This window comes from Pseudomonas songnenensis (genome assembly GCF_003696315.1).
Taxonomy (GTDB): domain Bacteria; phylum Pseudomonadota; class Gammaproteobacteria; order Pseudomonadales; family Pseudomonadaceae; genus Stutzerimonas; species Stutzerimonas songnenensis.
In genome coordinates this window covers 261090-273799 of the sequence record NZ_RFFN01000004.1, presented here as the reverse complement: position 1 = coordinate 273799, position 12710 = coordinate 261090, and the positions used below count along the sequence as shown (strand labels likewise).

The following is a 12710-nucleotide window of genomic DNA, read 5'->3' as shown; positions in this document are numbered from 1 at the left end:
CGTAAAAGACATAAGCCAGCACGAGGCTGGCTTATGTTTGTGCACTCGAATGTGTGAAGAACTCAGGCAGCTTGCGGGGCTTCCGCAGGCTTGACAGCTTCTTCGTAGGAGACCGACTTGTCAGTCACCTTGGCCTGCTGCAGAACAGTATCTACAACTTGTTCTTCGAGCACAACCGAACGGACTTCGTTCAACTGTTCGGCGTTCTTGTAGTACCAGGCAACCACCTGCTCGGGCTCCTGATAAGCCGACGCCATTTCCTCGATCAGCTCGCGAACACGAGCCTCATCAGGCTTCAGTTCTTTCTGCTTGACCACTTCAGCAACGATCAGGCCAAGTACGACGCGGCGCTTGGCCTGCTCCTGGAAGAGTTCAGCGGGCAACTGATCAGGCTTGATATTGCCGCCGAACTGCTGAACAGCCTGGACGCGCAGACGGTTCACTTCATTGTCGATCAGTGCCTTGGGCACCTCGATCGGATTGCCAGCTACCAGCCCTTCCATAACCTGGTTCTTCACCTTGGTCTTGATGGCCTGGCGCAGTTCGCGCTCCATGTTTTTCTTCACTTCAGCGCGGAAGCCTTCAACGCCGCCTTCCTGCACGCCGAACTGGGCGAAGAACTCGTCATTGAGCTCAGGCAGCTGCGGAGCGGCCACGGCGTTCACGGTGACGGTGAACTCGGCGGTTTTGCCGGCCAGATCGAGATTCTGGTAATCCTCCGGGAAAATCGGATTGATCACACGCTCTTCACCAGCCTTGGCGCCAACCAGCGCGTCTTCAAAGCCAGGGATCATGCGACCCGAGCCCAGCACCAGCTGAGTACCCTTGGCGGAGCCGCCGGCGAAGGCTTCGCCGTCAATCTTGCCAACGAAGTCGATGGTCAGCTGATCGCCATTCTCAGCGGCACGCTCGACGTTCTCGAAACGGGTGTTCTGCTTGCGCAGGATTTCCAGCATGTTATCGACATCGCTTTCGGCCACTTCAGCCTGCAGGCGCTCGATCTCGATAGCCTCGAAACCAGCTACTTCAAACTCAGGGAACACTTCGAAAGTCGCGACATACTCGAGGTCCTTGCCCTTTTCGAACACTTTCGGCTCGACGGACGGCGCACCGGCCGGATTCAGCTTCTCGGCGACAACGGCTTCGTAGAAAGTCGACTGGATCAGGTCGCCCAGCGCTTCCTGGCGAGCAGCTTCTTCATAGCGCTGGCGGATAACGCTCATCGGCACTTTGCCGGGACGGAAACCAGGGATCTTGGCACGGCTGGCGGTCTGTTGCAGACGCTTGTTGACTTCGGTCTCGATGCGCTCGACCGGCACGCCGATGGTCATGCGGCGCTCAAGAGCGGAGGTGCTTTCAACAGAAACTTGCATGGATTTTCCTCGTTGCACAGACATAAGCCGGGCGTTCCGGCCCCAGAATGGGCAAGCATTCTAGTGGCTCGGTTGACATAAGTCACCCTGCCTGTCACGCCGAGCAAAAGCCGAACCGCGCGCGGAGAATCATTGCTTGCGACAGCCTGGTCGAAAACCACGGACGTGCAGCCGATAACTAACCCTGCACCAACCGCTTCATCCAATCGAGCAGCACCGTAGGCAGTAGATCCGGACGCGGCAACAGCGCATAGCGGGTCGCGCCGAATATCCGCGGCAGGTAGGCGCTAGCCTGCCGGTCGATGGTCAGACAGAACGGCGATATGCCTTGCAGCGCAGCTTCCAGAACCGCCTGGCGAGTGTCCTCGACGCCGTATCGGCCTTCATAGTCATCGTTGTCGCTGGGCTTGCCATCGGACAACACCAGCAGCAGCCGACGGGTCGCCGGTTGGCGCATGAGGTTGGCACTCGCATGACGGATAGCCGCACCGCAGCGGGTGTAATGCTCCGGCTCCAGGGAGGCGATGCGTAGCGCCACCTCCTGGCCATAAGCCTCCTCGAAGGTCTTGATATCGCGGACCGCCACCGCTTCCCTGCCCTGCCCTGAAAATGCCTGGATCGCGTAGGGCGCAGCCAGGCTCTGCAGCGCGATGCTCACCAGCAACAGGGCTTCGCGCTCGACATCTATCACGCGTCGTCCCTGGGAAATCCAGCTGTCCGTCGACCCGCTGACATCGATGAGCAGCAGGATGGCCAGGTTCCGCTCCGCACAACGTTGCCTGCGGTACAGACGGTCGGTCAGCCCGCTACCCGCCCGCAGATTCGCCAGTGCATCGACATAGGCATCCAGATCCAGCTCGTCTCCATCGACCTGACCGCGCAACCAGGCCCGATGGGTGCGCAGCAATTCGAAACGGCGACGAATCCCCTCGAGCAATCCTCGATGGGACTCGAGCGTTTCCGCTACCCAGGCTGGATTACCCGGCGAAGCCGCGCGTACCTGAACGAGGGCGTTCTGCTCGCGGTAATGCTGCGTGCGGTAGTCCCATTCCGGATAGGCAATCCCTCGCTGCGCAGCCGAAATGCCGGGCGCAAGCACGGTAGCCGAAGCATCCGGAGGATCATCAGCCAGCAGCACCTCCTTGGGTCGCCCCGGCGAAGCCACCAGGCGCGCCTGAGGAAGATCGGCGAGCATTTCACCGAACAGCTCGGCATCCGCATCGTCCCGATCGATGGGCCGCTGCAAGCCCATCGGGTCTTCCGCATGGGGATGGGGCTCGTCCAGCTGGATCATCAGTGGCCCGCTTTCCTCCGATTCGTCCTCATCGGGGCGGGCCTGACGAATATCGGGTCGCCGTTCGAGCCGCACGCTCTGCGGCGCCGGCTGAGTGGGGTCGAGTGAAGCCTGGGCAGCGACCGTATGCTGCTGGCGCATCGCAGGAGCCAGCAACGTTCCGGTCCACCAGTCCGCGAACAGCGGCTCCTGGCCGACGCGTCCTCCAGAAGCAGGTTCCAACGCCCATTCGGCCACCAATCGAGTCGCCCACTTGCACGAGGTTTCTGGCGTAGGCGATTGCGGAAAACCATCCGCTTCGCCCACCAACAGCGCACGCACGCGAGCCTCCAAAGGCCGCCGTGCCGAACCGAATGCACTCAGCGGTGGACGACGCGCGAGTGCGCAGGCCCGCAATACCTGCGCCGAGTCGGCAAGCCCTGGCATTTCCTCCAGCAACTCGCGCTCGGCCGCATGGGCTTCCAGCAAGTGGTACAGCGCCCCAGCCAGTGGCGGCAGACTGCGCCACTGGGGCAGTGCACAGCCCCGGCGAATACGCATGGCCTGCTGCAAGGCCATCACTTTGTAGAGAGTGGACGCAAGTGCGCGATCAGGGACATCCAGCGTGCGCGGCAGCCAGATACTCGCGCCATCGGTTGCCGGCACTGCCGCGAGTCGCTGCGGCCTGGGACTTCGGCCGAACCAGTCGGCCAGCAAGGTCGGTCGTGCCGGCGGCTGGGCGATACGCAGCCGATAGCTGTTGCCGAACACTGCCGCCAGTAGCAACTCCAGGCGCTCAGCCACGTCGCTAAGGGGCAGACTTGCCGGTGCGTCCGGCGCTGGGCTGTAGCGGCGCCAAAGGCGTTGGGCGAAGACCGTCGCATGCCGCGCAGCGTCGGTAAGAACTTCTTCGGCTTCGGCCATGGTCTAGATGAAGGTTCCGTCGACCAGATCGCGCATCGCCCCGACCAGCGCTTCGTCGTCCGAAAGGGGCGAGACGATTGCCGCCAGGCAAGCTTCCCGAACTGCTATGCCATCGGCGCAAAGTGCGCCTGCGGCGATCAGCAGGCGGGTGCTGGGCACCTCGGCCAAGCCGCGGTCACGCAGCGCTCGCAGCCTGCGCGCCAGCGTGACCAGGGCGCGCGCGGTCGGTGCATCGACACCACTTTCGCGCTGGACGATCCTCGCCTCCTCCTCTTCGCCCGGGAAATCCAGATCCATGGCCACGAAACGCTGACGCGTGCTTGGCTTGAGGTCCTTGAGCATGCGCTGGTAGCCCGGGTTGTAGGAGATCACCAACTGAAAGCCTGGTGATGCCATCAGCAACTCACCGGTCTTGTCGATCGGTAACAGGCGCCGGTGATCGGTCAAAGCGTGCAGAACGACCACCGTGTCCTGCCGCGCTTCGACAACTTCATCCAGATAGCAGATGGCTCCCTCACGTACAGCCCGGGTCAGAGGACCGTCCTGCCAGACGGTGCCGTCATGGCGAATGAGGAAGCGCCCGATCAGATCGCTGGCAGACAGATCATCGTGGCAGGCCACCGTGATCAGCGGTCGCCCCAGCTTCCAGGCCATATGCTCGACGAAGCGGGTCTTACCGCAGCCGGTCGGCCCTTTGAGCATGACCGCCAGGCCGCGCGCATGGCAGCGCTCGAACATCGCGACCTCATTACCGCTCGCAACGTAGAACGGCGCCTCCTCGCTTGCCTGCGCCGATGGCGGGTATTCGGGCACCGTCACGTCGGGCGCACCTCCGTCTCTGTCAGCACAGGCTCCGTATCGTTCAGGACGAAGCGTGGCGTGTAGCGGAAGAAGTCGTAGATAAACAGTGCAACGCCCACGGTGAACAGCGAGGCGGTGGCGATGAGCATCACGAAATGGATCTGGATCTTGAGCTGTGCATCCAGATAGCCCATGCCCATGATCCGCTCCAGATAGACCTGTGCGATACCTGCCGTGGCGAACGACAGCGTCATGCCGAACATGCCGGTGATCTGCAGCCAGAACGCCCAGTAGCCTAGCGCAGTGCCCTGTTCCCGACGCCCGGCAGTCAGCGATGGCAAGGCATAAGTGATCATCGCCATGACAATCATCGCGTAGGCCCCATAGAACGCCGCATGGCCGTGCATGGCGGTGATCAAGGTGCCGTGGGTCCATTTGTTGACGCTCGGCCAGGTGTGCGCAAGGCCCAGCAGGCCGGCGCCGAACAGGGAGAACAGCGCGCTGCCGATCGTCCAGTGCAGCGCCAGTGTATTCGGGTGCGCCAGCCCCGAGCGACGCATGGCGCCGTAGGCATAGGCGGCCATGCCGACGAGTGCGAGCGGCTCCAGCGCGCTGAAGAATCCACCGATCGGCAGCCAGTAGGTCGGTACGCCGACCCAGTAATAGTGGTGTGCGGTGCCGAGGATGCCGGCAATAAACACCAGGCCGACAATCACATACAGCCACTTCTCCATGACTTCCCGATCCGCACCGGACAAGCGGATCAGCAGGTAGGCCAGGAAGCCGCCCATGATCATCATCCATACGCCTTCCACCCAGAGGTGAATCGTCCACCAGCGGTAGAAGATCGAAACCGTGTAGTTCTCGTAGTGCAGCAATGCCGGCAGATACAGAAGCGCAGCACTGACGAAGCCGATCATCAGCACCGCCTCGGTCGTGGTGAAGCGCCCCGATTTTCGGATCGTCATGCCGATGTTGTAGAGGAAAATCAGCATGCAGATGACGATGACGATCTTGTGCGGCAGCGGCTGTTCGAGCAGCTTGTTGCCGGTGCCATAGCGGAACAGGTAGCCGATGATGGCCGTAACACCCATCAGCGTCCAAAGCACCAACTGCACATAGGCGAGCTTGGTACTGTGCAGCTCAGCGCGGGACTCCTCGGGAATCATCCAGTAGGTCGCGCCCATGAAGCCGGTCAGCACCCATACGATCAGCAGGTTGGTGTGGATCACCTTGGTCACGTCGAACGGCAGGATGTACAGCAGCGGGTCCGGCCCGATGTATTTGGTCGCCGACAGCAGGCCGAACACCAGCTGCAGGCCGAACAGCACCATCGCGACGGCGAAGTACCAGTAGGCGACCGATTGGGACTGATAGCGCATCGTAGTTTCCCCTTAAAGCGAACGTGGGTCGGGCCGAATTAGGCTTGGCCGTACGCGTGTCACTTGAGTGTTTCGAGATAGGCCGTCAGCTGATCGATCTGCTCGTCCGTCAGGCTCTTGTCATAACCCGTTGGCATGAATGACGTGCCGTCGGCTGAGTACATAGCGCCGGGAATGATGTGCGCACTAGGGTCCACGATGGACTCGCGAATATAGCCGCGAGCATCGCTGGCCTGGCCCTGGTAGTCGGGAGATGCCACGATCTCCGCCGCACGGGTGGCAAGCCCTGCCAGCGTCGGTCCTGCCATGTTGGCCCCGGGCGCGATGGAGTGGCAGGCGTTGCACGCAGGCACGGCAGAGCGAAACACCTGCTCGCCCAACGCACGCTCGTCATCGTCAGCATCCACCGGGCGCGCGCCCGCCGGCAGGTCGTCACGCTGCCCACCACCAGTGTCGGCACCCGGAACGAAGCTACCGGTGACCAGGATCGGTCGAGGTGGCCAGCCCTGGTTATCGACTTTGCTCACCCAGTCGAGAAAAGCGATCAGATCGCTGATTTCATCTTCGGCCAGATCCTGCTTGGGCATCAGGCGACGATGGATCTTCTCGTCATAGAACTTCGATGGATCGCGCATATAAGCCTTGAGATAAGGCTCACCGCGGTGCTGGGTGATCTTGGTCAGATCAGGCGCGTAGTAGGCCCCCTCACCGAACAGCGTGTGGCAGTTGATGCAGTTGTACTTATGCCAGACATCCATCCCGTGTTTGACCTCCGCGGTGATGTTCTCGGCATTGGTCAGTTTTGGAAACTGCCGGTGACTGTCCACTGTCAGCCCGATGAACACGAGCGTGGCCACACCGGTTGCGGCAATCGCGAAGAGCCTCGCTTGGCGGTTGTTCATGGCGTGCCCTCAGACATTGATGCCTGTCCAGTGAATGAGCGTCATCGTGAACGCGTAGAGCATTGCGCCAAACATCAGCGCGAGTACGACAACACTCAGAATCTTCAATGGGCCATATAACTTTCGAGCCTGCATGCCTTCTCCTTTGCAGCATCAGCTGCAGTATGGGAAACCGCTCTCAGTGCCCGGAATGCGGGTCAATCGGTTCGGGGCTGGAAAAGATCGAAGCGTCCGCATCGCCCTTCACCGTCAACACACCCATCAGGCCTTTCTCTGCGCGCGACAAGGCGTGGTCCACCAGGATGTACTTGCCTGGGTAGTCCGCGACGAACTCGACCATGGTGGCGCCGCCGGCCGGCACGAGGGTCGTCTGCACATCCGTCAGTGGCGGGCTGGTGAGCGACCCCTGATCGAAGACCTTGTCGAAGATTTCACCAATCACATGGAAGCTGGAAATCAGGTTCGGGCCGCCGACACCAAAGAAGATGCGCACGCTGTCACCGGTGTTGACTTCCATCTTATGGATACTGGTGAGAGCGTCCTTCGAACCATTGAACATCAGATGTTGCGGCGTCTCGCGCAGTAGCATGTCCAGCGAGAACTCATGCAGCCCGCGGGCTCCTCTCGGGTTTGCCGTGTACAGCTCGCCCTGCATCACATAGAACTCGTGGTCGACTTTCGGTAGCCCGCCCTCGGGCTCGACCAGAATCAACCCATACATGCCGTTGCTGATGTGCTGCGCAACCATCGGTGTGGCGCAGTGATAGACGTAGAGGCCTGGCTGTAACGCCTTGAAGGTGAACGAACGGGTCTGCCCAGGCGCAACCTGAGTGACCGCGGCGCCGCCGCCGGGTCCGGTCACCGCATGCAGATCGATGGAATGAATATGCGCACTGTCAGGCTCGTTGCTGAGATTCAACGTGACGGTGTCGCCCTCGCGAATGCGCACCATCGGCCCGGGCACCGTGCCGTCGAAGGTCCAGAACTTGTAGGTGCTGCCATCACTCAGCCGCCCCTCCTCCTCGGTGGTCCGCAGATCGAGGGTGATGCTCTTCGGCTCGCGACTGCCGACCGGCTCGCCTACCTGTGTCGGGTCCTTGGAAAGATCCTTGCCCTGCTCGACAACGGCCTCCGGGCCATCGCCCACGACCAGCTTGCCGACCATCCCGGCCGCCTTATGGCCCGGTAGCGTGCAGTAGTACTCGAAGGTTCCATTTCTCGTTGCGCGAAAGACGATCGAGGTCGCTGCACCCTTGCCCGAAATCTCGCTGGAGGTTGCTTCGAACTCAGGAACCGCGATGTCGTGTACGGCTCCGTCACCATTGATCAGGTTGATCTGTACAACAGCGCCTTCAGGAACCCGCAAATCGGGATTTACCTGACCCCGTGTCAATCCTGACTCACTGACATAAACCAGTTTGCCGTCGGCAATGTCGGTACGTAAGGTAACGGTGACATCCGGACGATAGCTTACATCGCTACTTGATTTCGTCTGTGCCAAAAGAACACTTGGCAAAACAAGCAACGCGAGCAGCAGAAGTCTAGATAAATGACGCATACCTGGCCCCTTCTTGACACCGAGTTAATCTCGATCACCAGTCTAGTCACGAGTAAAACAGCCGTCGGAACAAAAACTGTCCAGGCTCGCCAATAAATCAAAACAAGTTTATTGAAAGCTCAGAATAATTGATCAGGGATTAATACTTGCTCGCAACGGACCTGACTGGAATCAAGCCGGGCGCGGTCAGCATGCAAGGACGGACGATCTGGAATTAATCCCCGCTACCCAGGCGCCACGGAGCTTAGAAGGAAACTGACCGACAGACGGTAAGGCTTGATGAACTGCCAGCTGAAAAAGAAAGCAAGCGGCTAGATAGCAACTACTGTTCAGGTGTTTTAATGAAGACGGCTAATTTGAACCACCGAAACGAGCTTGGGGAAACCACATTAAATCTTGCATTAGCGTTCAACTGTGTGACGGGCACATTACACGCACACTTCCCAACTGGCCCTGATTAAAAAACCAATTGCCATCTGTAAGTGCCCCGCCCTCTCGTTTGAGGGCGAAACGGGTTTGTCTCGAAAGTCTTTATTCAAACATCATGTGCCCCTGCATGCCTCAGGTTCAGTTCAGTGCAGGGCCACTTGTGCCTCCCGGGTAAAGCACCGGTACGTCGGTGGCCCTCGCGAAAGACGAACGAGAACGCCCGACGTAACGACCATCATCCGCTCAGCTGCGGAAGAAAAGCACTGTCATCACTGACGCTGTTACGATCACAACGGCGCGAACGAGGCTCGAAGGAAGCCGTCGACCGACACGTGCCATGACATAGCCGCCGACAGTCGCCGCCAGCATCATCACCAATGCCTCGCGCCACAGGATGGCACCGCCGAATGCATATACCGACACCGCGATCGCGGTCAGCACAGACGACATCAGATTCTTGAGCCCCTGCATCGAGTTCATGTCCCGATGGCCGAGCAAGCTGAACGCAGCGAGCAGCACGATGCCAAGACCGCCATTGAAGTAGCCGCCATATACGCTGACAACAGCCAGGGTGAAACCCTGCACCATTGCATTCGCTTCATTCTCGGTCGAATCGCGCTTGAACCTGCGCAGCAACCAGGGCCCGAAGGCGAACAGCAGCGTCGCGACGAGCAATAGCCAGGGCACGATCGCGCGGAACACATCATCGGGCGTGGTCAACAGCAGCCCCGCGCCTACCGCACCCCCGCCCAGACTAATGGCAACGAGCGTCCCCATCGACAGCGTTGCGGGCGGCCGCAGGTCCTCTCGATAGCCCCAGGTGCTTGCGAAATAGCCAGGAAGAAGCGCGAGCGTCCCTGAAGCATTGGCTGCCACAGCAGGCACGCCGGCAAAAACCAATGCCGGGAACGTGAAGAAACTGCCACCACCGGCAATCGCGTTCAGCCCGCCACCGAGAAAAGCGGCAACCAGCAGAATTGCCCACGTCGTGATCGAATGATCCATGAAGGTTCTACTCCCTTGCGTCCGTGTTACGAGAATCGGTTTCCAGAGTGCTGGCCAGCGCTTCGAGCGCCGGAGTCAATAGCTCGCTGGCCGCTATGGCGGCCCGCTCGGGGCAACCTCGGGCTATGGCCTCATAGACGGCCGCATGTGCTGCATAAGTGGGTTCCGGGAGCTGTTGCTCACCCTCAGTCTTGGCAATGGTGTTTTGCAGGCCGGCCCAGAAGAACCGATACATTTCAATCAGCGTGGCGTTGTGGCTGGCGCGAACGATGCTCAGATGAAAATCTGCATCTCGGTCAACGAACGCTTCGAGTGAGGCCTCATCGCTCCAAGTCCCCCGTGCTCCGAGAGCGTCATGGATCGCCTGCAGGTCCTGCTCCGTGCGCCGCGACGCCGCCAGGCGCGCCGCTTCGACCTCCAGCGCACGCCTAACTTCGAGCTGGTCATGCAGCGCGGCGTGATCCAGGCGCTGGAGCAACCCAGACGGGTCCCGACTGGAAAGCACGAACGTCCCGGCACCCTGGCGAACCTCCAGCACCCCGGTATGAACCAGAGCTCGCACTGCCTCTCTGACCGTATTTCTGCCAACACCCAGGGAGTTACTGAGCTGGCTTTCGGTAGGAATTCGCATACCCGGCGACCAGTCGCCGGCATGGATTTGCGACCGCATTTGCTCGATTACCCGCTCTACAAGCGAAGAGCGTGAGGTGTGCTGCAAAGACATACTGTTTACCTTAAATTCATCCTACCTTTGGATCATAGGATGACTTCTAGGCTGGATACAACCCGACACTACAACCGATCATTTCGTTGTGAGCCTTGGATAGATCGGCTGCCGTGAGCCGTGACAGGCATGCGCAGTGCCGGGAATGCACAGAGCGCGGCCAGCTTCGGTGTACCCGCAACCTTACCCATACGGCGAGCAGTTGTACTCGGGCCCCGCACAGCGTGGACAGAAAGGGCTAGGCGCATGGCTTCCGACAGAGCCATGCTCAGGCAGAAGCCCGACAACCAGGCGTACCTGCTAGCGAAGCTTGGTAAGCTGGCCACGTTCTACTGCCATTGGGGGTTCCGTGTTCTCACTCAAGCGCAAAGGCGATTTCCGCCTGCAGCTGACCCGCACGCTGAAGCAGCCTGGACGGCACAAGATCGAGCTGTATCTGTTCACCCCGCACGAGAGCAACCTGTCGGCCTGGACGCTGTCGGAAGAACAGTTTTTCTTTACCACGCTGACGCACAGTTACGGGTTGCTTGGCATGCCATCGAAAGATCGCATCAGCAAGGCTGACCAATCCTTCGTGCTGCTCTCGCCTCACTATGAAATCATGTATGGCTCCTGGTTCTTCCAGTACCAGGCTTCGATGGAGCGTTTGCGCCAACAGATGCTCACCTCCGACGCTGTGGCAGAGCCAGTAGCGCGGGCTTTACGGCTCAGCCAGAACTTTGCGCAACGCCTGCGCAAATCCAGCCCGAAGCAGAGCAACCAGCAGCGCTACTTCCGTCAGATGGACGTCTATTTCTCGTGGCACGCCGAGCAATTCCTGCTGGAAAGCATGACGCTTGAAGGCTATGTAGCCGCCGATGAAGAACTCAAGCAATCGGTGGCGGAGTTCCTGCGCCAGGAACGCAGATACCGCAAGGAGCGTGAGTACCTGAGCGACTTCCACGGTACCCCGACGCGCATATGGAACCGCATGGCGCTGTATCACCGGTTGCTGGAGTATCCGGTACTGTTGCGCGCAAAGGTCACAGAGTTGGGAGCCGGCACCCACAAGCTGGTCAAGGCGATGTCGACAATGCTGATCATGTCGCTCTTCACCTACTTCCTGTTCAACGCGCGTGACGCCAGCGAGAAACTCTCGCTTACCCTTCTGCTGGTGATCGCGATGGTCTATGCCGTCCGCGATCTGCTGCGCGACGACATGATTACCGCCATCACCCGCAGACTGCGTAAAGGCAAGCCGCGCTGGAAGATACGCCTGCTGATGCCCTACACCCGTAAGGTGCTCGCACAGCAACGGGTCTGGCTCGACTACCGCAAGCTGCCCGATCTGCCACCATTGGTTCGGGAACACTCCGACAAATGGGCCACCAACGAGGAGCGGCAGATTATCTGCTATCGCGTGCAGCTGACTCTGGACAAGGCAGCACTGGAGCACGACGAGATCCGGGAGCGGCTCACACTGGATTGCGAACAGCTTTGCTCGATGATTCAGGCGAGCCACAACAAGCTGTTTGTCCAGGCCGAGAACGACGACTCCGCCAGCAATGGCAGCAAAGGTTCAGTCCAGGCGCACCCCATCGAGAAACAGCACGACTACAACCTGCTGCTGTTGCACACCAATCCCGACGGGCATTTTCCATCGGCCCAGCGCTGGCGCCTGAGGCTCGGCACCAATGGCATCGTGCAATGCGAAAGCAAGAAGACCCACTGGCCCGAACCACCGGAACTGCAACGCTCTGCATGGCATCGACTGAGTCGCCTGTGGCGACGAGAATGAATCGATTCCGCCCTACGCATGACTCTGTAGTGAGCACGTAAGCCTCGGCGGGATAGGATCCGCAGCCTCAAGCATCAAACAGCAGCCACAAAAAAGCCCCTATACACGGGGCTTTTAAAGATTTTCGATTCTTCTCACAAAGTCTCGAAATCATGTGATGGTGCGGACGGAGAGACTCGAACTCTCACACCTTACGGCGCCAGAACCTAAATCTGGTGTGTCTACCAATTTCACCACGTCCGCAAGCAGGGCCTAAACGAAAACGCCAGGCAGCGCCTGGCGTTTTCGGGAATATGGGGTGGACGAAGGGGATCGAACCCTCGACACCAGGAGCCACAATCCTGTGCTCTACCAACTGAGCTACGCCCACCATATTGCATTTGCTTGTGCCAGAGCCCGTAATGGCGCACCCGGCAGGACTCGAACCTGCGACCATCCGCTTAGAAGGCGGATGCTCTATCCAGCTGAGCTACGGGCGCTTTATCTGCATTCTGTTCGGAGCGCAGACTTGAAGCTCCGGCTATTGAAGAAGTTTCCCCCTTCGAAAGCCATCTTACCCAGC

9 protein-coding genes and 3 tRNA genes are annotated in these 12710 nt (G+C 59.8%); 1 reads left to right on the top strand and 11 read right to left on the bottom strand.

Annotation, left to right across the window (positions count from 1 at the left end; genetic code table 11):
• Positions 1-62: 62 nt before the first annotated feature.
• From tig to EA798_RS13455, 8 genes are all read right to left on the bottom strand, one after another.
• A complete protein-coding gene (gene tig, locus EA798_RS13490; RefSeq protein ID WP_122099279.1) occupies positions 63-1373 on the bottom strand; it encodes a trigger factor in 1311 nt (436 codons plus the stop codon).
• 178 nt (positions 1374-1551) lie between these two features.
• Complete coding sequence (locus EA798_RS13485; RefSeq protein ID WP_122099278.1) at positions 1552-3570, bottom strand: nitric oxide reductase activation protein NorD; 2019 nt, start codon at positions 3568-3570, stop codon at positions 1552-1554.
• 3 nt (positions 3571-3573) lie between these two features.
• The gene (locus tag EA798_RS13480; protein WP_106154938.1) at positions 3574-4389 is read right to left on the bottom strand and encodes a CbbQ/NirQ/NorQ/GpvN family protein; all 816 of its coding nucleotides are present in this window, start codon (positions 4387-4389) and stop codon (positions 3574-3576) included.
• On the bottom strand, positions 4386-5753 hold the full coding sequence (locus EA798_RS13475) for a cbb3-type cytochrome c oxidase subunit I (RefSeq protein ID WP_122099277.1): 1368 nt from the start codon (positions 5751-5753) through the stop codon (positions 4386-4388). Before EA798_RS13475 ends, EA798_RS13480 begins: the two co-directional genes overlap by 4 nt.
• 59 nt (positions 5754-5812) lie before the next feature.
• Positions 5813-6655, bottom strand: a complete 843-nt coding sequence (locus EA798_RS13470; protein WP_058064500.1) for a c-type cytochrome — start codon at positions 6653-6655, stop codon at positions 5813-5815.
• 178 nt (positions 6656-6833) lie between these two features.
• Entirely contained in the window at positions 6834-8213 is a 1380-nt protein-coding gene (nirK, locus tag EA798_RS13465; protein WP_239060843.1) for a copper-containing nitrite reductase, read from the bottom strand.
• Between the two features lie 672 nt (positions 8214-8885).
• The gene (locus tag EA798_RS13460) at positions 8886-9647 is read right to left on the bottom strand and encodes a sulfite exporter TauE/SafE family protein (RefSeq protein ID WP_122099276.1); all 762 of its coding nucleotides are present in this window, start codon (positions 9645-9647) and stop codon (positions 8886-8888) included.
• Between the two features lie 7 nt (positions 9648-9654).
• Entirely contained in the window at positions 9655-10371 is a 717-nt protein-coding gene (locus tag EA798_RS13455) for a FadR/GntR family transcriptional regulator (protein ID WP_106154942.1), read from the bottom strand.
• 349 nt (positions 10372-10720) lie between these two features.
• On the opposite strand from EA798_RS13455, the gene EA798_RS13450 reads away from it, so the two are divergent.
• Positions 10721-12148 carry a hypothetical protein gene (locus EA798_RS13450; protein ID WP_122099275.1) on the top strand — a complete coding sequence of 476 codons (1428 nt, stop codon included), beginning with the start codon at positions 10721-10723 and terminating at the stop codon, positions 12146-12148.
• Between the two features lie 158 nt (positions 12149-12306).
• On the opposite strand, the gene EA798_RS13445 is transcribed toward EA798_RS13450, so the two are convergent.
• The 3 genes from EA798_RS13445 to EA798_RS13435 form a co-directional block, all read right to left on the bottom strand.
• Positions 12307-12391, bottom strand: a tRNA-Leu gene (locus EA798_RS13445).
• A 51-nt stretch (positions 12392-12442) separates the two neighbouring features.
• Positions 12443-12518: transfer RNA gene (locus EA798_RS13440), tRNA-His, on the bottom strand.
• A gap of 32 nt (positions 12519-12550) precedes the next feature.
• Positions 12551-12627: transfer RNA gene (locus EA798_RS13435), tRNA-Arg, on the bottom strand.
• Positions 12628-12710 lie beyond the last annotated feature (83 nt).